Origin of the sequence: Geodermatophilus tzadiensis (assembly GCF_003002915.1) — a bacterium.
GTDB lineage: Bacteria > Actinomycetota > Actinomycetes > Mycobacteriales > Geodermatophilaceae > Geodermatophilus > Geodermatophilus tzadiensis.
Map to the genome: position 1 here is coordinate 21,838 of NZ_PVTG01000021.1, position 20,414 is coordinate 42,251.

Here is a 20,414-nt window from a genome sequence, read left to right on the forward strand (position 1 = left end):
TCCGAGGACGTGGGCTCTGTCGTCCTCAGACCCGCACCCGCCCGCACGGATGTGGGCCAGCCGGACGTGAGCGGCGCGAGTGGCTGGCCATCGCCGTCCTCCGTCCGTCATACGGGTCGATCGTCGCAGGCGTCATCGGCGGGCCGGCATCTCGGTCGGCACCGCGGCTCGCTCGGTATTGGCCGCAGCGAGCAACTCGCCGACGGCGCGGTGCAGTGCGTCGGTGATCGAGTGGCCGGGCAGCCGCTGGGAGACCGCACGCTCGACGCTCGTGTAGTACCAGAGCAGCTCGTCGCGCGAGGCGTTGAACGTCGACCAGAAGTCCGGCCCGTACCGGCGGACGTCAGACGCGATGCAGAGCCCGTTGTGCGTCTTGTCGGCCGCGGTCACGAGCAGGGCGTCCAGGGGCTTGTGGCTCAGCCCGGCGACGTAGTCGCGCTTGCGCTCGGCCCAGGTCCCACTACGGTTGCCGTCGGCGTCCAGTCCGTCCGAGCACGCCCGCACGATGTCCGCGACACCGCCGCCGAAGCGCGAGCGGATCTCGTTCAGGACCTTGCCGCCGGTGCCCTTGGGGGCGTCCTCGACGGCGTCGTGCAGCAGCCCGGCGATCGCCTGGTCCTCGCTGCCGCCGTGCTCGAGAACCAGCGCGCTGACGCTCATCAGGTGCGTCATGTAGGGAACCCGCGAGCCCTTGCGCAGCTGCTTCCGGTGGTGCTCCGACGCGTACGCCAGCGCCTCGTCGTAGCGGGTCGACAGCGGCCCGCTGCCCATGTCCTTGCGCTCTTCGAGCGTCGTCATCCGTTCCGTCCTCTCCTCACCGCGGCGACGGTCGCCTCGACCGTCGCCTCTTCCGTCGTCGTCCGTGAGGCCGCCCGCGTGGCGGCCCACTGGCTGTTGGGGTCGTCACCCGTCGCGCCCCGTCCCGGGGTCGGCGGCCAGTAGCGCACGACCCGCACCTCGTCCGCGTCCCGCGCGCGGGTGACCGTCGCCGAGTCCTCGGCGCCCAGCCGCAGCTCGAGCCTCTCCGCGCCGGCCGACCGGGTCAGCGAGCTGCCCACGACACCCGGGACGGTGCTCAGTACGTCCAGCAGCAGGTCGTCCGAACCCACCCGGTCGCCGCTCGCGCCGATCCACCGCAGGCGGACGTGCGTCGTCTCCCCGCGCTGCTCCTGCCCGAGGACCCGGTACCGACCGCCGGTCACGAGTTCCTCCTCCTCGGCCTTGACGCCGGACGCCACCCACGTCGGGGCGGCGGGGAACGGGCCGGCGAGCTCGAAGAGGAACCGGGTGCCGAACCCCTTGGCGACCGCGGGACTCAGCGAGACGCCCCACAGCGGCATCTCGATCGAGCCGGTCCGCAGCTGCCGTTCGATCTGCGGGTCCTGCTCCGGCTTGGCGGCGAGGCCGCGGCCGGCGAAGCCGCGCACCGGCAGGCCGACCCGCGCGTTCCACCCATTGGCGTCGAGGTGGTCGGCGGCGTTCACCGCGCGGAGCAGGTCGATGCCCGCCCGGAGGTCCGGAAGCGACACCCGCGCCTGCCGCTCCTGCGCGGTGATGAACGGCGCGGAGAAGTAGTGCCGCACACCGGCCAGGACGTGGGCGGCGCCGCGGAGCCTAGAGGACCCGCTGTCCCGTCCGCCCTGCCACATCTCGCAGGCGACGGCCAGGTCCTCCGCGGCGACGGCCGGCTGCTCGTCTGGGCGGGCCAGGTCGCGCGAGGCCATCTGCCGTCGCCGCAGCTCCCGCGCGGCGTCCTCGACCTCGCGGACGACGAGTTCCACGGCCTCGTCGTCGCCCGTCGCGGTGCCGGCCTCCGTCCCGCGCGCGCCGGAGGAGGTGGAGCCGTCGTCCGGCGCGTCGGTCTCGATCCGCCCGTCGGGCCGGAGGGTGACGCCCTGGCTGTAGTAGGTCAGCGGGTGGCGGCTGGTGACGTCGACGTGCAGCGCCCCGTCCTCGCCGACGAACACGCGGACGGCGACGTCCTCGTCGTCCCGGCCGGCGACGCGCTCGGCCACCCGGCCGCGGACCGCGGCGATGTCTACGACGGTCATCCGCACACCGGGCAGGCGCCGCTCGGGAGGAGCGCCATCCAGTGCGACGGGCAGGTGGCGACCAACTCGGCGACCTTCTTCGCCGAACTGGCGCCGACGCTCGATCGCGGACCGGCGGCGCGCCACACGACCGCCTCCCGTGCGACGGACAGGGCGGCGTCGGGCGCGCCGGCCAGGGCCTCGGCCGTGAGGTGCAGGTACGTGGTCGCCGGTGTCTTCGGGTGGACGGTCGCGCCGGGTAGCCGTGCCGCGATCGACGCCGCGTCGTCGGGCTCGACGGCGATTGAGATCCACGTCCGGTGCAGGTACACCGCCACGGCGCCCTCCATGGAGGGGCGGAGGCTGACGTACTGCTCCTGCCGGTCGGACTCGACGGCGGTCTCCGCGGCCAGCGTGGTCGCGAGAGTCTTGATCGCCTGCGCCGGGGCCAGGTCGTCGAGGTGCTCCTGCAGGGTGCTCACACGTCCTCCTCGTCGCTACGACGGTCCGCCAGCCGGTGCAGCGCGGCGGTGAAGCTCGCGTTCCACGTGCCGAGGTGCGGCCAGCGCTCGCGGACGTACGCGGTTGCCTCGTCGACGCCCATGCCTTCCTCGCGGACGAGCCAGCCGCGCAGGACGAGGCCGGTCCGCGACGCGCCGCCGTGGCAGTGCACGAGGATCCGGTGGCCCTCCGCGCGCAGCGCGGCCATGTCGTCGAGGACGTCGGCCAGCACGTCGTCCAGGCCCGGGTTGTCGTCGTTGTCGGCCAGGTAGACCATCCGGCTCACGCGGTGCGGGAACGGCTCCCCGAGCCGGCAGAGCGAGACGACGGCGAAGTCCTCCTCGCTGTACCGGGCGCCGTCGAGGTCGGCGGCCCAGATGCCGGCCACGACCTCGACCGGCCCGAGCCGCTCGGTGGGGCCGGGGTCGTGTGCCTTCAGTGGTCCGCCGTCGAGCGCCGCCGCGAGCTGCTGCAGGTCGGCCAGCCGCCACACCTCGTCGCCGTGTCCGGGGACGGTGCCGTGCACGACCGTCGCCCAGCGCGACGGGATGCCGCCCATCCCGTACACGGCGCCGGCCAGGCCGCCGGCGACGCAGGCGACGGTGTCCGTGTCGCCGCCGAGGTCGATGACCAGCCGCATGACCTCGGCGAAGTCCCGGCCGTGCCGCAGGGCCCACACCGCCTGGCCGAGCGTGGGCCAGACGGCGCCGTTGGACTCGGTCGCCTGCTCCGGCGTCCAGTCCTCCGCCAGGACGGCGGCCCACCGGTCGCGGTACTGCTCCTCGACCAGCACGAGGGCTCCGGGGACGGCGTCCAGCGGGTCGCCGCCGTCGAGGGCGACGCGCATCAGCTCGTGGAAGACCGCGCAGCCCTCGCCGGCCGCCGGGTCGCCGTGGGTCAGGGCCGAGATCCGCCGGGCGGCGTCGACGGTGGCCGCGGTGCCGAAGCGGGAGAACCAGATGGCGGCGGGCGTCGTCCGCATGAGCGAGCCGTTGCCGGCCGCCCGGCCGGTGCGCGCGAAGTGCTCGGCCGCGGCCCGGCCCCACGGGAGGCGAGAGCGGAGAACGGCGCTCGTCTGGACGCCGACGTCCGGCGGACCGGCGGCGGCCCAGGTGCGGAACCGGTCGAAGACGTCCGCCTCGTCCAGTCCGCCGTTGTCGACGAGGGACGTCGCCACGAGCAGGGCCATCTGCGTGTCGTCGGTGAACTCACCCGGCTCCCAGCCGAGGGAGCCGCCACCGCACATCTCGGTCCCGGCACCTCGCCGGGCGGTGGGGAAGCGGTGCGAGAAGCGGCCGGCCGGGCCGAACTCGAACGGCGCGCCGAGCGCGTCGCCCACGGCCGAGCCGACGAGGGCGCCGGCGACACGGTGCCGGCGGGACAGGGGAGTGGTCATCTCAGCCCTCCTGGGCGATCGCGGTGAGGTGGACGGTGCGGTCGGTCCAGCGGAGGGCGGTCGTCCGGATCCGGCCACCGCCGTGAAGACGCTGTCCCAGGCCGGCCGGGCCGTCGGGGAGGAGACGGGTGCGCTCGACCCTCTCGGCGAAGGCCCGGGCGACGGCAGCGGGGGTGCGGACGGCCGGACGGCCCAGCGCGTCGACCGTCGCGGCGTGCAGCAGTCCCGGCCAGTGGGCCTTCAGGGTGCGGGTGCTGTCGAAGACCTCCGTCCAGACCGGGCGGCCGGCGATGCCCACCAGCAGGCCGCGCTGGCCGGCCAGCGGCCGCAGTCCGCGGGTCAGGTCACGGGCCGACGTCTCCGTGCGGTCGAGGCGGTCGGCCAGCGAGTCGGTGGCCGACGGGCCGGCGACCGACCCGAGCCCACGCACCCGGTCCCAGACGGCGTGCTGGGCCTGGTCGCCGTCCATCGCGGACAGGACCGTGAAGGGGGTCCGGCGGGCGCGCCGGGTGTGGCCGGTGGAGCCACCCCACCGGCCCTGCTCCACGCAGACGACCTGTTGCACGGTCGGGAGCGCGGGAGCCAGCAACGTGGAGCCGGTCAGGGCACGCGTCTGCCAGCCCCCCTCGAGCAGCTCCCCGGCGAGGAGCAGGACCGGACGGTCGGCGCGGTTGGTGACCACGAGCTGGTCGACGACGGGCGAGCCTGCGCGCTCGGAGACCTCGACCGGGACGCCTGCACCGGTGAGGTAGCGCGCCGGCACCGTCGGCGCGTCGGTCCAGACGGGGAAGACCGTCAGCGGTCCGCGCGTGGTCCCCTGGCCGACGTGCAACCGGACCTCGAGGTTGTTCATGGCGCCCACCTCCCGTAGATTGCGCTGAACCGCGCAAACTCTAAGTTAGGCGGGACCCGCGTTAATGTCAACCCCCGAGTACCGCGACGCATCCGGCAGGAGGCTGGTCGACTACCCGCGGCCGTCCGTCGCCGTCGACACGGCCGTGCTGACACCCGACCCCGAGCGAGGGCTCCTGGTCCTCCTCGTCCGCCGCGACAGTGCGACCCGGTCCGACGCATGGGCGCTGCCGGGGACCTTCCTGCACGAGGGGGAGACCCTGGCCGACGCGGTGCTGCGGTCGCTCGACCAGAAGGCCGGCCTCCGCGGCCAGGCGCCGCGGCAGTTGCACGTCTTCGACGACCCCCGGCGCGACGACCGGGGCTGGGTGTTGTCGGTGGCCCACGTCGTCCTGCTCCCCAGCGCGGTCGTCGCGCCGGTCGGCGAGGAACGGCCGGGGGATGTCCAGCTCCGCCCGGTGGCGGAGGCGGTCGGCCTGCCCTTCGACCACGACGACATCGTGGAGATGGCGGTCGCCCGGGTCCGGTCCGCCTATGCCGAGCGGCCGGACCCGGAGCGACTGCTGCCGGAGCCCTTTACCCTGCGCGACCTGCGGCGGCTGCACGAGGCCGTCGCCGGTCGCCGGCTCCAGCCGGACGTCTTCCGGCGACACGTCAGGGACCACCTCGAGAGCACGGGGGAGGCCACCCGCGGCTCGGTCGGCCGACCGGCCGAGCTCTTCCGCCACGCAGCCCGGTGACTACGCCGCGGTGCGCGTCCGCGGGGACACCCACGTCGCCGTGGCGATGCGGAGTCCGAGTCCGTCGACGAAGTACGGGTGCCGCTTGACTAGGCGCCCGTACACGTTCTTCGGGTCGGTGTCGTCGAGCAGCTCGGGCAGCAGGGTGAGGTCGAAGGCCGCACTCTCGTGCCAGTAGACCTGCCGGGTGTAGCCGACGACCGCGCGGACGCCGGTACGGGCCACGGAGGTCCGGCACGCCGGTGCGACCCGTGGGGCCGTGGTGCCCGCAGGGCCAGGTGAGGTGTCCACCTCTCCGGGGTGTTCCAGAACGCGGTCGTCCGTTGCGATGCTCGCCGCGTCACGCCGTGGACCGTCACGGCGCAGGACGGAGACGAGCGGGGTGTGCACATGACGGCGCGGGTCCTCCCCGACGAGCCGCGGTTCGCGTCGGCGTCCGAGCAGTTGTTCGTCCAGACGCTGCAGGAGCAGTTGCCCGACGACGCCGTCCTCTTCTGCAACCTGCGCTTCAGCGACCGCGCGGAGGACCGCGAGGCCGACCTGATCGTCGCCTGGCCCGGTGTGGGCGTCGCCGTCGTCGAGGTCAAGGGCGGCAGCGTGTCGCTGCAGCGCGGGGTGTGGCGCCAGGTCGGGGACGGCGTGGACCGCGAGATCCACCCGGTCGACCAGGCCGTCGCCTGCAAGTACCTGCTCGGGAACTACCTCGCCGAGCACCCCCGCTGGACCGCGGGGCGTCCGCGCATGGCGCACCTGGTCGCCCTGCCGGCCACCACGCTGCCGGCCGCCTTCCGCGCCCCGGGCCTCGCCCGGTGGATGGCCATCGACAGGACGGATGTAGCGCACGCGGCTGCCCGCATCCGGTCAGCGCTCCAGCAGGTGCGGGAGGAGCCGGACCCGCCCACCGCCGGGGACGTCGAGGACCTGGTCGACTGCCTCGCCGGGACGGCGATCCCGCAGCAGCACCTGGTGGCCTGGCTCGCCGAACAGGAGGCAGCCTGCGACCTGCTCACCAGGGACCAGGCCAAGGTGCTCGACCTCCTGGCCGGCCGGGACCGGGTGGAGATCACCGGGGGAGCAGGCTCCGGCAAGACCTGGCTGGCCGTGGAGAAGGCCCGCCGGCTCGCCGCGGAGGGACAGCGCGTCGCGCTCATGTGCTACTCGCGCGGCCTGGCCGAGTTCCTCCGGCGCCGGGTCGACAAGCTGCCGAAGCGGCAGCGGCCGGACTACGTCGGCACCTTCCACCACCTCGGCATCGGCTGGGGCGTCCCCGAGGGGTCGGACGACGACAGCCGGTACTGGGAGGAGTTCCTGCCGGCGCAGATGGTGTCCCTCGCCAGGGAGCTGCCGGAGTCCGAGCGCTTCGACGCGATCGTCGTGGACGAAGGACAGGACTTCGCCGAGAGCTGGTGGGACGCCGTCCTCGCCGCCCTCCGCGACCCCGCGACGGGGGCGCTCCACGTCTTCTCCGACGAGGGGCAGCGGATCTTCGCGCGACAGGGACGGCCCACCGTCGAGCTGGAGTCGTTCTCCCTCGTCGAGAACCTGCGCAACACCAAGCAGATCGCCGGGACCTTCTCCAGCCTGGCGCCGGGGATGAGGGTGCGCGGGCTGTCCGGGATGCCAGTGCGCTTCGTGCCGTGCGCCTCCGAGCAGGCCGTCGACGTGGCGGACGACGTCGCCGCCGCACTGCTCGAGGACGAGGACTGGCCGCCGGAGTCCGTGGCCCTGCTGACCACGCACCAGCGGCACCCCGTGCAGAGGGAGCGGCAGGCCGAGGGGCAGGACGCCTACTGGGCCACCTTCTGGGACGACGAGGACCTCTTCTACGGGCACGTGCTCGGGTTCAAGGGGCTCGAGCGGCCGGTCGTCGTCCTCGCCGTCAACGGCTTCCGCGACGAGGCGCGGGCCCGCGAGATGCTCTACGTCGGCCTGTCCCGCGCCCGCGACCTGCTCGTGGTCTGTGGCGACCTGGAGCTCATCCGCCGCGTCGGCGGCGAGGCGGTGGCCCGTCGCCTGACGACCGAACGGCAACAGTGAGGCAGCCGGCTCCCGCGCGGATGGGGCGGAACCCGTGACGAAGCTGAACCACGGACGAGCGGCGTTCAAGGCCATCGACGCAGGCGGCGGCGAGCGCATCAGGACCATCGCGGAAGAACTCGCCGCATCACGGCGCGCGAGTTCGACCGCACAGCCGAAGCGGTGCCGGAGCTGTGGGGCACAGGCGCAGGTCATGGACGGCGCCTGTCGTCCGTGCCTCGCCGACGAGCAGGTCATCAAGGCGGCGAACCGGAAGCTACAGCCGAAGAGAAGTCGAAAGGTCAACGCGCAGGGCCGGCTCGCGTACTCCGACGGGTCGGAAAAGATCGATCGAGGCGCCCTGCAGCGTCAGATCAACGAGGCCCGAGCGCGCATCGCCGCACGAAAGAAGCGGGTCTCCAGCGCACCTACCCGACAGACGCGTGCCCGCCCGGGCACTCGTGTCGCCGGTGCGGCAGATCTGAAGAAGGCGGAGCGGGCGGTCGAGGACGCTCGCAAGGACCTGCTCATGGCGCGATCGGACTGGGAGAAGGACGTCCTCCGAGGCAAGTACACGAAGGCGCAGCAGGAGCTATCGCTCCTGCAACGACAGGCCAACGCCCGTCGGTCCCTCGGTTGACCGCTGAGACTCAGTCGCACACGCCTTGTGGTTGGCTCCGGCGAGGTCGTCCTCAGGCCGCGAGCGGCCGGCCGTGGAAGACCTGCTCGCGGTGCCAGACGAGGTGCCGCTCGGCCGGCGCCGGTGTCCCCGGACGCGGCCGGAGCCGCTGACCGTGGAGGTCGTAAACGGCTCGACCGTGCGGAGTGCGGGCCGAGAAGCGCTGGGACACCACGACGGTCAGGTCGTCGTCGAGGCCGAGCACGCCGCGGTCGAACAGCTTGTGGTGCAGCGAGCAGAGCGCCAGGCCGTTGTCGAGATGGTCGGGCCCGTCGACCGTGAACCACCGGATGTGGGCGGCCTCCAGTCCGACCGGCACGCCGCCGACCTGGCCGTCGAAGCCGCAGAAGGCGCACTGGCGGTCCCAGGCCTCGAGCACCTGTGCCGGCCACGAACTGCTCCGCCGCCGACCCGGGATGAACTCCACCGTGCCGCCGCGCAGGAGTTCCGGGTCGAGCCCGACGGCCACCAGCACGTCGGGCGCCACGGTGGCGGGGAAGTGGGCCTCGACGAGGCCGCGGGCGACCTCGTCGACCAGTGCCGGACGGGCGCGCAGCGCCGCCTCCAGTGAGGCCTCGAGCCGTCCAGTGACTCCCTGGCGCAGGGGGCCGACGTTGTCCATGGGCACGTCGCGGTCCAGGGTCCAGACGCCGTCCGACCGGAGCCGGGTGAACGGATACGCGGCGCTCTGGGCCCGGCCTGTCTTCGACGGCGGGCCGAACTCCTGGATGAGGTCCGCGAGGTCCTGCTCGGCGTCGTCCCAGGGCAGGCTGCTCTCTCCGGTCCGCGCCAGGCGCCCCAGGGCGAGCAGGACGAGCAGCGGCTTGTGCGGAGATCGCCGTCCGTCCTGCTGGTGCTGTCGCAGCGCGGCGAGGCGGTCGGCGACCTGGGCCGCGGGGTCTCTCACGGACACCGACCATCGCAGACCGGCGTCCACCTGCCCGGGTGAACCACCGGCGCGTCGCTCAAGGAGGTCGCCCGTGTTCCCGACGTCGACCTCGTGACCTGGTCGAACACCCAGCCCTCCTCGCCGGCAGTGACGGAGCCGGCGGAGCTCGTCAGCGGCGCGCTGGACGGCGTTCTGCACCAGTTCGTGGTCGAGCCGTGGTTCGGCGCGCTCGTCGTCCTGCTCGTCGCGACCGCCGTCGTCCGGCGGATCCCGGGCCTCGTCCACGGGCGACGACGTCGCGACCCACAGCGGTGCTTCCTCCGGGCGGACAAGCGGCTGGTCCTGCAGCGCGCCGGACACCGCTGCGAACACCACTCGGTGTTCGGTCGACGGTGCACGGCCACCGACGATCTCCAGGCCGATCACGTTCACCCGCACAGCCGCGGCGGGGCGACGAGCGTGGACAACGGCCAGGCGTTGTGTCCGCGGCACAACACGCGGAAGGCCGCACGGGTCCCGTGGGACTGGGAGCTGCGGCGGCTCGCGCAACAGCGCGCCGGCTACTTCCCGCCCGGTACCTCCACGGTCGTCGTGCACCACTGAGCCCAGGTCGGGTCACAGCCACGCCTCGATCTCGTCCACCGTCGTCGTTTGCTACACGTAGTCAGACCGGCGGAGCCAGGCGAAGGCGGCCCAGCCGGGCAGGATCGGCAACCAGAACGTGGCCAGGCGGTAGAGGAAGACCGCCGGGACGGCGACCGTGTGGTCCATCCCGGCGGCGACCAGCCCCGCGATCAGGGCGGCCTCCAGCGCGCCGAGGCCGCCGGGCGTGGGGGCGACGGCCGCGACGGCCGCGCCGGCGAGGTAGACGACGCCCACCGTCGCCAGGTCCACGCCCCCGCCGAAGGCCCGCGTGGACAGGTAGAGGCACACCAGGTAGCCGAGGGTGATCACGGCGGCGCCGCCCAGCAGGAGCGCCAGCTTCCCGGGGCGGCGCAGGGCGGCGCCGATGGCCTGGACCGACCGGTGCGCCAGCGGGACCACCCTCGCGACGACGAGCCGGCGGACGGCCGGGACGGCGAACACGGCGGCCGCCAGCGCGAGGACCGCCAGCACCCCCCACAGGACGGCCTCCGGGCGGGGGAGCCGGAGGGAGCCGAAGGCCGACTGCCCGGCCCAGACGGCGAAGACGACCATCAGGAAGACGTGCACGACCGAGCCGCCCGCGTAGCTCAGGCCGACCCCGGACGTGGCCACCGGCAGGTCGACGCCGCTCCGCTGCAGGTACCGCACGTTCAGCGCCATCCCACCGAGGCCGGCCGGTGCCAGCTTGCTCGCGAACGACGACGCGAGCTGGGCGACGAAGGTGGTGGGCAGGCGCAGTCGCGCCGGGACGGCGCCGACGATGCTCAATGTGGCGCCCGCGTAGGTCAGCGCGGACACCGCGAGGATCCACGGCACCCAGACCCAGTCCGCCTCCCGGACCCGCGCGACCATGCCGCCGACGTCGCCCAGCTGGGGCGCGAGGAAGTAGGTGGCGGCCACCAGCAGGACGACGGTGAGGACCGTCTTGCGGTGGATGCGCTCCAGGTCCGCCAGCGCGGGTTCCGGCACCCCGCTCCGCCGGCACACGGCGGCCCGGATCTGCGGGACCAGGTCCTTGCGGTGCTTGAGCGCGTCGCGCGTGGCACCGCTGTAGCTGTTCGGCTGCAGCCGCGGGAGTGCCGCGGCCACGGCCTCGGGCCCGAGCTCGGCGATCGCCGCGTCGACGGCCGGGTCGACGCCGACGTCCAGGGCCAGCGCGACGAGGAGCTGGGCGACGTCGGCGTCGAGGAGCGCGGGCGCGGCGGCGACCTCGCTGAACCCCCAGTCGATGAGCCACGGGGTGCCCGTGAGGTCGAGCAGGACGTTGGCGCGGCGCAGGTCGCGGTGGGCGACGGCGTGCCGGCGGAGGACGGCGACCTGCGCCCAGATCCCGTGCAGCACCGGCCGGGGAACCGCGCTGGAGGGCAGCCGGTCGAGGGTCGAGCCGTCGACGAGGTCGTAGGACAGCAGGAACGAGTCGGACCCCACCGGGGCGACGGACCGCAGCCGGGGGGTTCGCGCACCGGCGTCCCGGACGAGCAGCGACACCAGCGCCTCGTGCTCCACGGTCCGGCGCAGCGAGGAGAACGGGCGCTCGTCCCCGACGTCCTTGAGCCGGAGGAAGCGGTAGGCCCGGAACAGCAGGTCGGCCGCGCGGTTGTCCGTCCCCATGACCTTGGCGAACACCCGGCCGCCGTCCTGCAGGGTGGCGACGTACGGCACCGAACCGCGGGCGTCGACCACGGCCGGCGCCAGGTGCGCCGGGGGCAGACCGCTTTTGGTCAGCGCGGCGGCGACCGCGGCCAGGGTCGGCCGCCTGCTGGGGCGGCCGAGCAGCAGCAGCGTCCCGGAACCCGCCAGCGCGCCGAGGACCAGCGCGACCGCGAGCGTGCCGGGGTGCGCGACGGGCACGAGCAGCCGCAGCAGCACGACCAGCGCCAGCAGGCGGGCCCCGGCGCGCCGCCACCGCCGGGACACGAACGGCGCCAGGACCGTGAACGACGCGGCCACCACCGCGAGGCCGTCCACGGTCAGGGTGCTGTCGGCGCCCCCGCGCCGGGCGACCTCGCGTACCAGGGCGTCGGTGTCCCCCCGGTCGACGAGCTCCCTGGCCCCCTGCGCCAGCGCTCCCGCGAGGACGCCGCCGATCAGCAGGTGGCCCAGCAGCCGCGGATGGCGCGTCGCCAGCGGCGTGACCCACGCCGCGACGACCGACGCGAGGACCAGCAGGGTTCCCGCGCCGGCCAGGATCCGCCCGACCGTGGGCGTCAGGAACGACAGCCGCTGGACGAGGTCCTCGTCCAGCGCCGTCGCCGCGTCGCGCGCCCACCGCGCGAGGAGGACGAGCAGCAGGGCGAGGACGGCGAACGCGACGGTGCGGAGGACGTCGCTCGGCGACCGCTCGTAGCCGGTGATCTCCTCCTCGGTGTGGTCCCCCGCCCCCGGAGGGCTCGGGCGCGCCGCCGGGACCGGTCCGCTCGGCTGAGCGGCCGTCGCCCGCGGCGGGCGTGGGCTCGGGAGCGCCGTGCCTCCGGTCCGGTCCATGCGTCCACCCCTCCCGGCCACGTCGCCGGGCCGGGCGGCACGCCTGACGTGGCGCGGGAGGGGAGGGCCCCGGTCGACGGACTCGGCGGGCAACGAGGGTAGGGGCGGACGCCCCGCGGCGGGGCCCGGTGGCGCACGGGCCGCCCGGCGGGCTCCAAGTAGAGGGAACGGCGAACGCCCCGACCCGGGGACACGGGGTCGGGGCGCTCGGACGGGGCGTCAGTCGCGCGACCGGCTCGACCACCCCGCCGCGGCGATGCCCAGGCCGAAGACGACGGTGCCCGGGATGATCCCCCAGCCCTCCACCGGGAGCACGCCCGCCAGCACGCCGCCGACCGGCAGGGCGACCAGCGAGAGCGCCACCGGCGCCGGCAGCAGCCGGTGCCGCAGCGCCCCGATCGCGATGAGCAGCGGGCCGAGCAGCGTGGCCGTGCCCGCCAGCGCGCTGAACCACAGGGTCGCCTCCTCGATGGCGGCGAACCCGTCGTGCAGGGCCGGCGCGACATAGGCCTCGGTGTAGCCGCCGACCGGGATGAGGGTCAGCCCGACCCACAGCACCGCCAGCCCGACCGTGGCGACCCGGGAGGGGGCGAGGCGGGCGGCCAGGGCACCGGCCCCGGCGGCGATCAGCAGCGCGCCGGCGCTGAAGACGACGTGCGCGGCCACCCAGGTCGCGGCGGAGTGGGCCGCGGCGCTGTGCTCCATCGGGTGCAGGGCGTTGCCGGCGGCGAACAGCAGGCCGCCGGCGGTGACGGCCAGTCCGCGCAGGGGCAGGCCGGGCCGGTGGTCGGCGACGGCCGGGGCCGGGGTGGACGGGGTGGGCAGGGCGGTGGCGGTCACGGCGTCTCCTCGGGTCGGAGCGGGTCGGGGTGACCCGGTCGGCGACCACCGTGACGGCGGCTCCTTACCGCGGTCTTGCCGCCGGTCGGCGCCGGCACTGCAAGCGGCCGGTAAGCGGTCCGCGCGAGCGTCCCCAGCGACCGACCCCGCTCCTGGAGGAACAGTGATGACCCGCTCCTACCCCGTCCGCGTCCGCCCCCGCACCGACGGCGACCTCGTTCCCGACGTCCTGGGCATGCGGCTGGCGCACCGGGCGATGCTGCGCGACGCGAACCGGCTTCCCGACCTGGCCGAGCGGCTCGCCGCCGGGACCTGCGACGCGCGGCGCGCCGACGCCGTGGCCCGCTACGTCCGGGACTTCGCCGACTCGGTGCACCACCACCACAGCGTCGAGGACGAGGTCCTCTGGCCGGTGCTGGCCGCCTCCGCCGGCCCGCACGTCGACCTCACCGAGCTGTCCGACGACCACGCCGCCCTCGATCCCGCGCTCGCCCGGCTGCGCACCACCGCCGACGCCTTCCGCGCCCGCCCCGGCGAGGACACCGCCACCGCCCTGGCCGTGGAGCTCGCCGACCTGCGCGACACCCTCACCGAGCACATCGGCGACGAGGAGGCCTCGGTCTTCCCGGTGATCGAGCGGTACGTGTCGGTCGCCGACTGGGCCGCGGTCAAGGCCCGCATCCGCAAGCGCGCGAAGCTCTCCTTCGAGGCTCCTCGGGTGCTCGCCGTCGCCACCGACGCCGAGCGCGCGGCGATCGAGGCGGACGGCGGACCGGCGCTCCGGGTCCTCCTCGCCGTCCTTGTCCCGCCGTTCCGCCGCCGCGAGCGCGCCGTCTTCGGGGTCTGATCAGACGCCGACGGCGGCCAGCTGCGCGGCCAGCTCCGCCCGCACCCGCTCGGCACCGCGCCGGGCGGCGGCCGCGGCGCCGGCGTCCCCGAGGGCGTCGGCGACCGCGGCCAGCGCGTCGTCCACCGGGCCGACGACGAGGGTGCCGGAGTCCAGCCCGGCGATCCGGCCGGCCCAGGGCAGCAGCTCGTCGCGGACCCGCCGCGCCGTCGCCAGGTCCCCCAGCCGGGCGGCGGCGTGCGCGCGCAGCGTCGTGGACGCCAGCCAGTAGTAGTCGCGGCTGATCGGCCGGCGCACCGCCCAGGCCGCGCGGGCGTCGTCCGTCCGCCCGGCGTCGAGCAGCCCGAGGACGACGGCGTCGGTGAGCGCCCCCGGCATCGCCGCGTGCAGCCACTCGAGCTCGGGCACCACCGGGGTGAGGTCGCCGCGGGCGAAGCCGGCCACGAACCGGCCGACCAGCGCCATCAGCCCGCCGTTCATCGCGCCGGTCTCGACCAGGTGCGCGGCCACCTGCTCGTAGCGCGCCCGCCCCTCGTCGGAGCGGCCGGCCAGCACGAGCAGCGCGCCGGAGAAGACCTGCAGGGCGCCGAGCACGTGGCCCAGCTGGCCGGCATCGGCCAGCGCGACCGCGGTGTCGACGTGCCGGCGGGCCGCGACCAGGTCGGTCCGCGCCGAGGCGGCGAGGAACAGCAGCCAGTGCGCCACCGCCCGGTGGTCGGTCATCCCGGCCGCGGTCGCCACCGCGCGCAGCTCCTCGGCCAGCGGCTCCCGGACGGCGGCCAGGTGCGGACCCAGCGCCGCGTACGCCCGCACGTTGAGCGCCGCGCACAGCAGCCGGGCGGCGTCCGGACCGGTCGCCGCCCGCGCCAGGCGCACCGCCTCCGCGCTGGCCGCGTCGGTGCGCTCGTCGTCGACGCCCTCCACCTCCCGCACCAGCGCGACCAGCAGCCGGCAGCGCACGTCCCCGGGCAGGTCGTCGCCGGCGGGGGTCTCCAGCAGCTCCAGCAGCGGGTCCAGCAGCTCGGGGTCCTGCGCGCCGTCGTCGCGGACGGTCCACACCAGCGGCGCGTCCCACGCGGCCAGCGCGGCGACCAGCAGGTCGCGCCGGCCCAGCCGCCGGGCGGTCCGGACGGCGTCCCGCTGCTGGGCCCGCGCGGCCACGACGTCCCCGGCGCGGGCGTGCGCGGAGATCGCCGGCAGCAGCACGTCGAGCTCCTCGACCATCCCGCGCCGGCCCGCCAGCTCCAGCAGCCGCAGCGCCGACGCCCACTGCCGCGCCTCCTCCGCCGCGGCGCCCAGCCGGCCGGCCTCCCGCGCCGCCGCGACGACGTACGGGACGGCGTCGGCGGCGGTGCGCGGCCCGGCGGCGGCGACGGCGTGGTGGGCCAGCGTCGCGGCGTCCACCCCGTCCTGGTCGCGCAGCGCCGCCAGCGCGGCGGCGTGCACCCGCGCGCGGCGCAGCAGCGGCGTGTCCTCGTAGAGCACGTCGCGCACCAGGGCGTGGGTGAACCGCACCCGCCCCGGAGCCGGCTCGTCGAGCAGCCCGGCCAACACCGCGGTCTCCAGGGCGTCGAGCAGCTCGTCGACGTCCCGCCCGGCCACGGCCGCCAGCACGTCGACGTCGGCCTCCCGGCCCAGCACCGCGGCCTGGCGCAACGCCGTCACAGCCGGCCCGGGCAGCCGCTCCACCCGCCGGCGCAGCACGTCGCGCACCCCCGTCGGCACCCCGGTGCGCGCCGCGCCGCGCCCCTCGGCGACCAGCAGCCGGGTCAGCTCGCGGACGAAGAGCGGGTTGCCGTCGGTGCGCTCGCGCAGCAGCCGCAGCTCCTCGTCCCCGGCGTCCTCCAGCCCGTGCTGCCGGGCCAGGACGGCGATGCCGGCGGCGTCCAGCCCGCGCAGCTGCAGGTGCCGCGCCCCGGCCGAGGCCAGCGCGGCCCGGGTGGCGCCCAGCGCCTCGCCGTCCTCGGCGTCCCGGTAGGTCGCCAGCACCAGCAGCGGGCGGTCGTCGAGGGAGTCCACGACCTGGCGCAGCAGCTGCAGGGTGAGCTCGTCGGCGCGGTGGACGTCGTCCAGCACGACGAGCAGCGGCTGCTCCCGGAGGGCGTCGCGCAGCCGGTCGGCGACCGCGCGCGCCAGCCAGAAGGCGGTGTCCTCGCGCAACGGGGGGCCGCCGAGCGCGCGGGTGATCTCGGTCCAGGGCCAGGCCGGGGGAGCGCCGTCCACCTCGGGGCAGCGTCCCTCGACGACCCGCCAGCCGGTCCCGCGCAGCTGCGCCGCGGCGGCCTCGACCAGGGTGGTCTTGCCCGCCCCGGCCTCCCCGGCGACCCAGACGACGTGCGTCCCCTCCCCGGCCAGCTCGAGCAGCCGGCGGAGCTCGGCGGGCCGGGCGGGCGCCGGCGGCGGGGGTGGGGGTGCCGGGGCGGCCGGCAGCGGCACGCTGGGCGGCGCCGGCAGGTCGAGGGCGGGCGCCTGCCCGAGCACGGCCGCCTCCAGGTCGCGCAGCCCGCGGCCCGGGTCGACGCCGAGCTCCTCGGCCAGGTGCTCGCGGGCCCGGCGCAGCACGGCGAGGGCGTCGCCCTGCCGGCCGCTGCGGTAGAGCGCCAGGGCGAGCAGCCGCACGGCCTCCTCCCGGCCGGGGTGGTCGTGCAGGTGGCGTTCCAGCTCGGGGACGACGGCCGGCGCCCGCCCGAGCGAGAGGTCCGCGTCGGCGCGCAGCTCGAGGGCGACCAGCCGCAGCTCCTCCAGCCGCGCGATCTCGGGCGCGGCCCAGGAGGCGTCCGCCGAGCCGGCGTAGGCCGGGCCGGACCAGCAGCGCAGCGCCTCCTCCAGCAGCCGGCGCCGCGTCGCGACGTCGTCGGAGGCGTGCGCCCGGGCGACGAGGTCCTCGAACAGCCAGGCGTCGACGGCCTCCCGGGGCAGCTGCAGCCGGTAGCCCGGCGCCACGCTGACCACGACGGTCGCGCCCGACCGGCGACCACCGGCCGGCTCCAGGGCCCGCCGCAGCCGGGAGACGTGCACCTGCAGCGCGGCCAGGGCCTTGGGCGGCGGCTCGCCGTCCCAGAGGTCCTCGAGCAGGCGGTCGGTGGAGACCACGTGCCCGCCGGCGAGCACCAGCCGGGCGAGCACCGACTGCTGCCGTGGGCCGCCCAGCGCCGCCGGCTGCCCGGCGACCGTGGCCTGCACGGGCCCGAGCACGGACACCGCGACCGGCGGGACGTCGACGGGCGGGACCTCGTCGACAGGCGGGACCTCGGGGACGGGAGCAGCCATGGCGCGCAGAACCTAACCGGGCGGGCACGCGGTGCGCCGCCGACGGGCGGACGGAGCGGCGGGCGTGTCCCGTCCTGTCGACGGCGGCGGCACCGCTACAGCCAGGCCTCGATCTCGTCCAGCTGCGCGTGGGTGAGCCCGACGTAGAGGTCCGGCGCGACCACCAGCACGTGCGGGTTCGCGGCCAGCCAGTCACCGGTGTCGGCGGCCTGCTCGGCCAGGTCGTCGTCGATCCACACGATCCGCCGGTCCGGCTCGGACTCGGCGACCTCGCGGGCGACGTCGAGCTTCCACCAGCCCGACGCGCCACCGAACACCCCGAGGAAGCCGGTCGGCGCGGTGTTCGCCCGGCCGTGGGTCCGCAGCCCCCGCGGCAGCCCCATCGGCTCGGCCAGCAGCCGGTCGGCGTCCGTCGTCCAGGTGGTCAGCCACTGGATCTCCACCCGGCCCGACTCGTGCAGCTCCCGCAGCCGCGCGGTGATCGTCGGGTCCCAGGACAGCAGGAAGCCGTTGAACGTGCCCCGCCGCCAACCGTCCGGCAGGTCCCGCCGCGGCGCATTGAGCACGCCGTCGACGTCGAGCAACAGGATCGGACGGTCCCGGGCCGAGCTCATGGCGCTCCTCCGGCTGCCGCGGACGGACAAGCAGGCAGCCCCTACCCACGCCAGGCCATGAGATTGCTCCCGGTTCCTTGAGCGCTCAGTCGCACGCCTGACCCGAAGGGGTGAGGAGCCCCTGCCTCCCGTCGGCCTCTCCCGGTACGAACCACGAGGACTCCGGAACGGAGGGGTCCGTTTGGTCGGACGAGCGGGTGTCACCCGCGGGTGGGGGAGACGTGTTCCGGGAACCGCTGCGCCGGGATCCGCTCGTCGTCGGCTGGGCGGTCGTCCTGCTGCTCGCCGGCTTCGTCGCGCTGAACGGCAACACCGAGTGGAGCGGTTCCCTCGAGGCCGACCGCGTCGCCGGCTTCCTCAAGGACCTCGCCGAGGCGTTCCTCTGGTCCTTCTTCCTCCTCCTGCTCCTCGCCTGGCTGCGCGCGAAGGCATGGCGGTGGACCGGCGGCAGCAGTCCGGTGCGCCGCACGGGCGGCGGTGGGGGAGCGCGGCGGCCGGACTCGTCCCTGCCGTGGACCGACCGCTGGATCCGCGACTGGCGCGAGGAGGACGCCCAGCGGCGCTCCTCCGGGACGGCGGACGGCGAGCCGCGGTTCATCGCCTGCCGGCACGGCGTCCCCGCGGACGGCGGCCCGCACGACAGCCAGGTGCCCGTGCTGCGCGCGCTGTCGGTGAGCCACACGATCGTCCGGCCCGGGTCGCGCGTCCTGGTCACCTGGTGCTTCGAGCACGCGCTCGACGTCCTCGTCGACGGCCGCGCGGGCCACCCGCCGTGCGGCGAGGCGATGGTCCGGGTCGACGCCAGCCGGCGCATCGAGGTGGTCGGCCGCAACCGCTTCACGACGATGCCCGCGGCCACGCCGATGGTGGCCGCCGTCGCCGTGCCGCAGCTCGACCTCCCCACCGTGAGCGCACCGCCGCCGGTGTCGCTGCACTCCGACGTCGCGGCGACCGTCGGTGCGCCGTCGCCGGTCACCCAGCGGCTCGACGCCTTCTGGGCCGACCAGGAGGCCCTCCGCCCGCAGTTCGAGGCGTCGCCCCGCTTCGTGGGCGTCCCCTCCTCCCTCGTCGACAGCCTGCGCAATGCCGGCCGGAAGGACCCGAAGTGAGCACCCGGACGTCGGCAGCCCGCCGCCTGTTCAGCCGCGCCGGCATCACCGAGCAGCTGCTCACGGTCGCCGGCGCCAACCGCGAGGTGCTGCGCGAGGCGCCCAAGGAGCGCGGCAAGCAGGTCGCGATGGGCGCCGTCCTGCTCTCGACCGCCGGGCTGGCGGTCGTGTCCGCGAGCTACGCCCTCCACCTGGCGCTGCACCTGTGGTGGCCGGTCGCCATCGTCGGCGGTCTCGTGTGGGGCCTGGTCATCCTCAACCTCGACCGCTGGCTCGTCGTCTCCTCGCCGCGGCTGACGAGCAAGGCCGGCACCCTGGCCATGGCGACGCCGCGCGTCCTGCTCGCCGTCCTCATCGGCGCCGTCGTCTCGACGCCGCTGACGCTGGCAGTCTTCAGCGCCGAGATCGGCACCGAGGTACGGGTCATGGCCGCCGAGGAGGAGGACGCCTTCACCCGGCAGCTCGCCGAGGACAGCCGCTACGCCCAGCTGCCGGCGCTGCGCGAGCAGATCGCCGCACTGAAGGCCGACATCGCCGACGGGGTCACGCCCGCGGACGTCAACGCGGATCCTGCTGTGGTTGCCCTGCAGGAGGAGCTGGTGAACACGCGCGCCCGGTTCGAGGCGGCCGAGCAGGCGTACCAGGCGGAGCGCGACGGTACGGGTGGCAGCGGTGTGCGGGGGGACGGGCCCGAGACCGAAGCCAAGAGGATCGTGCGCGACCGCCTCGAGCGAGAGGTCATCGAGCTCACGCAGCGACTCGAGGACCTCAAGGTCGAGGTGCGCGCGAAGCTGGAGGCGGAGGAGGCGCAGAAGACCGCCGACCAGCGGGCGGACCTAGATCAGCTGGAGACGCTGGTCGCCGACACCCAGGAGAGCCGAGACGTCGAGGTCGCCGGGCACCAGGAGGCGGTCGGCACCAGCGACGGCATCCTCGCTCGGCTGACGGCGCTCGGACGCCTGGGCGAGGACAACCCGACGCTGGCGACGGCACACTGGCTGCTCTTCGCCTTCATGACCGCGCTCGAGTGCCTGCCGATCCTGTTCAAAACGATGCTCGCGCTGGCCCCGCCGTCGCTCTACGAGCGGCTGCTCGCGCTGGGGGACGAGAAGGTGGAGGAGCGGGTCCGCCTGCGGATGCAGAGCGAATACGAGGAGGCCGAGGTGCTGGCCCGGTCGGCACTGGCGGCGGCCGAGGCGCGGGCGGCGCGCACGCTGGAAGCGGAGTCACGGGCGACCGGGATGGTGCTCGACGCGCAACTCGACGTGACCCGCCACGGCGTCGGGCGCTGGCGTGACGAGCAGCTCGCCGGCGCGCGCCGGGTCAACGGCCACGGGACGGACCTCGTCAAGCGTCCGTAGCCGTTCGCGCGTGCGGTGTGGGACACCTGGCCGGTGGGCTGTCAGTACGTGCCTTTGTTGTCGCAGCCCGAGCGGACGGAGCCCATGGCGTGCCGCACCGCAGCCTGGCCGACGTCTTGCTGTATCCACGGTCGACTGTCT

The 20,414-nt window shown here is 75.3% G+C and carries 18 protein-coding genes; 7 read left to right on the top strand and 11 right to left on the bottom strand.

Features of this window, described 5'->3' with window-relative positions:
* Positions 1-132: 132 nt before the first annotated feature.
* The 5 genes from LY71_RS21185 to LY71_RS21205 are packed head-to-tail and all read right to left on the bottom strand — an operon-like array spanning position 133 to position 4,780.
* The gene (locus tag LY71_RS21185; protein ID WP_211297469.1) at positions 133-798 is read right to left on the bottom strand and encodes an HD domain-containing protein; all 666 of its coding nucleotides are present in this window, start codon (positions 796-798) and stop codon (positions 133-135) included.
* On the bottom strand, positions 795-2,051 hold the full coding sequence (locus LY71_RS21190; RefSeq protein ID WP_146146204.1) for a hypothetical protein: 1,257 nt from the start codon (positions 2,049-2,051) through the stop codon (positions 795-797). Before LY71_RS21190 ends, LY71_RS21185 begins: the two co-directional genes overlap by 4 nt.
* Entirely contained in the window at positions 2,048-2,512 is a 465-nt protein-coding gene (locus LY71_RS21195; protein WP_106281525.1) for a hypothetical protein, read from the bottom strand. Before LY71_RS21195 ends, LY71_RS21190 begins: the two co-directional genes overlap by 4 nt.
* Positions 2,509-3,927, bottom strand: coding sequence for an ADP-ribosylglycohydrolase family protein (locus LY71_RS21200; protein WP_106281528.1), 1,419 nt, complete (start codon positions 3,925-3,927; stop codon positions 2,509-2,511). The genes LY71_RS21195 and LY71_RS21200 overlap by 4 nt, the downstream gene beginning before the upstream one ends.
* 1 nt (position 3,928) lies before the next feature.
* Positions 3,929-4,780, bottom strand: a complete 852-nt coding sequence (locus LY71_RS21205; protein ID WP_106281531.1) for an ARPP-1 family domain-containing protein — start codon at positions 4,778-4,780, stop codon at positions 3,929-3,931.
* Between the two features lie 64 nt (positions 4,781-4,844).
* Here LY71_RS21205 and LY71_RS21210 point away from each other — a divergent pair, with 64 nt between their 5' ends.
* A complete protein-coding gene (locus LY71_RS21210; protein WP_106281533.1) occupies positions 4,845-5,519 on the top strand; it encodes an NUDIX hydrolase in 675 nt (224 codons plus the stop codon).
* Here LY71_RS21210 and LY71_RS21215 read toward each other — a convergent pair whose 3' ends face one another.
* Complete coding sequence (locus tag LY71_RS21215; protein ID WP_106281535.1) at positions 5,520-5,744, bottom strand: hypothetical protein; 225 nt, start codon at positions 5,742-5,744, stop codon at positions 5,520-5,522.
* 165 nt (positions 5,745-5,909) lie between these two features.
* Between LY71_RS21215 and LY71_RS21220 the strand changes: the two genes are divergently transcribed.
* Complete coding sequence (locus LY71_RS21220) at positions 5,910-7,556, top strand: nuclease-related domain-containing DEAD/DEAH box helicase (RefSeq protein ID WP_106281669.1); 1,647 nt, start codon at positions 5,910-5,912, stop codon at positions 7,554-7,556.
* Between the two features lie 34 nt (positions 7,557-7,590).
* A complete protein-coding gene (locus tag LY71_RS21225; RefSeq protein ID WP_106281538.1) occupies positions 7,591-8,175 on the top strand; it encodes a hypothetical protein in 585 nt (194 codons plus the stop codon).
* Positions 8,176-8,227: 52 nt separating this feature from the next.
* Here the strand turns inward: LY71_RS21225 and LY71_RS21230 are convergent, their stop codons facing one another.
* A complete protein-coding gene (locus LY71_RS21230) occupies positions 8,228-9,121 on the bottom strand; it encodes a phosphorothioated DNA-binding restriction endonuclease (RefSeq protein WP_245888177.1) in 894 nt (297 codons plus the stop codon).
* Between the two features lie 129 nt (positions 9,122-9,250).
* Between LY71_RS21230 and LY71_RS21235 the strand changes: the two genes are divergently transcribed.
* Positions 9,251-9,706, top strand: coding sequence for an HNH endonuclease (locus tag LY71_RS21235; RefSeq protein WP_211297470.1), 456 nt, complete (start codon positions 9,251-9,253; stop codon positions 9,704-9,706).
* 51 nt (positions 9,707-9,757) lie between these two features.
* Here the strand turns inward: LY71_RS21235 and LY71_RS21240 are convergent, their stop codons facing one another.
* Positions 9,758-12,232 (bottom strand): lysylphosphatidylglycerol synthase transmembrane domain-containing protein, encoded by a 2,475-nt coding sequence (locus LY71_RS21240; protein ID WP_106281546.1) that lies wholly within the window; start codon positions 12,230-12,232, stop codon positions 9,758-9,760.
* Positions 12,233-12,451: 219 nt separating this feature from the next.
* Positions 12,452-13,072 (bottom strand): hypothetical protein, encoded by a 621-nt coding sequence (locus tag LY71_RS21245; protein WP_106281548.1) that lies wholly within the window; start codon positions 13,070-13,072, stop codon positions 12,452-12,454.
* A 166-nt stretch (positions 13,073-13,238) separates the two neighbouring features.
* Between LY71_RS21245 and LY71_RS21250 the strand changes: the two genes are divergently transcribed.
* On the top strand, positions 13,239-13,919 hold the full coding sequence (locus LY71_RS21250; protein ID WP_106281550.1) for a hemerythrin domain-containing protein: 681 nt from the start codon (positions 13,239-13,241) through the stop codon (positions 13,917-13,919).
* Here the strand turns inward: LY71_RS21250 and LY71_RS21255 are convergent, their stop codons facing one another.
* Both LY71_RS21255 and LY71_RS21260 read right to left on the bottom strand, forming a co-directional pair.
* Entirely contained in the window at positions 13,920-17,189 is a 3,270-nt protein-coding gene (locus LY71_RS21255) for an ATP-binding protein (RefSeq protein WP_106281552.1), read from the bottom strand.
* A gap of 95 nt (positions 17,190-17,284) precedes the next feature.
* Positions 17,285-17,803 (bottom strand): HAD domain-containing protein, encoded by a 519-nt coding sequence (locus LY71_RS21260; protein WP_106281554.1) that lies wholly within the window; start codon positions 17,801-17,803, stop codon positions 17,285-17,287.
* Positions 17,804-18,024: 221 nt separating this feature from the next.
* Between LY71_RS21260 and LY71_RS21265 the strand changes: the two genes are divergently transcribed.
* Together LY71_RS21265 and LY71_RS21270 are read left to right on the top strand one after the other, a co-directional pair.
* The gene (locus LY71_RS21265; RefSeq protein ID WP_106281556.1) at positions 18,025-18,912 is read left to right on the top strand and encodes a hypothetical protein; all 888 of its coding nucleotides are present in this window, start codon (positions 18,025-18,027) and stop codon (positions 18,910-18,912) included.
* On the top strand, positions 18,909-20,273 hold the full coding sequence (locus tag LY71_RS21270) for a DUF4407 domain-containing protein (protein ID WP_106281558.1): 1,365 nt from the start codon (positions 18,909-18,911) through the stop codon (positions 20,271-20,273). Before LY71_RS21265 ends, LY71_RS21270 begins: the two co-directional genes overlap by 4 nt.
* Positions 20,274-20,414: the final 141 nt, after the last annotated feature.

What these genes read in the sequence shown, in the direction of transcription:
- LY71_RS21185 (WP_211297469.1), bottom strand. Translation starts at nt 798, where the DNA reads ATGACGACGCTCGAAGAGCGCAAGGACATGGGCAGCGGGCCGCTGTCG.
- LY71_RS21190 (WP_146146204.1), bottom strand. Translation starts at nt 2,051, where the DNA reads ATGACCGTCGTAGACATCGCCGCGGTCCGCGGCCGGGTGGCCGAGCGC.
- LY71_RS21200 (WP_106281528.1), bottom strand. Translation starts at nt 3,927, where the DNA reads ATGACCACTCCCCTGTCCCGCCGGCACCGTGTCGCCGGCGCCCTCGTC.
- LY71_RS21205 (WP_106281531.1), bottom strand. Translation starts at nt 4,780, where the DNA reads ATGAACAACCTCGAGGTCCGGTTGCACGTCGGCCAGGGGACCACGCGC.
- LY71_RS21210 (WP_106281533.1), top strand. Translation starts at nt 4,845, where the DNA reads ATGTCAACCCCCGAGTACCGCGACGCATCCGGCAGGAGGCTGGTCGAC.
- LY71_RS21220 (WP_106281669.1), top strand. Translation starts at nt 5,910, where the DNA reads ATGACGGCGCGGGTCCTCCCCGACGAGCCGCGGTTCGCGTCGGCGTCC.
- LY71_RS21240 (WP_106281546.1), bottom strand. Translation starts at nt 12,232, where the DNA reads ATGGACCGGACCGGAGGCACGGCGCTCCCGAGCCCACGCCCGCCGCGG.
- LY71_RS21250 (WP_106281550.1), top strand. Translation starts at nt 13,239, where the DNA reads ATGACCCGCTCCTACCCCGTCCGCGTCCGCCCCCGCACCGACGGCGAC.
- LY71_RS21255 (WP_106281552.1), bottom strand. Translation starts at nt 17,189, where the DNA reads ATGGCTGCTCCCGTCCCCGAGGTCCCGCCTGTCGACGAGGTCCCGCCC.
- LY71_RS21260 (WP_106281554.1), bottom strand. Translation starts at nt 17,803, where the DNA reads ATGAGCTCGGCCCGGGACCGTCCGATCCTGTTGCTCGACGTCGACGGC.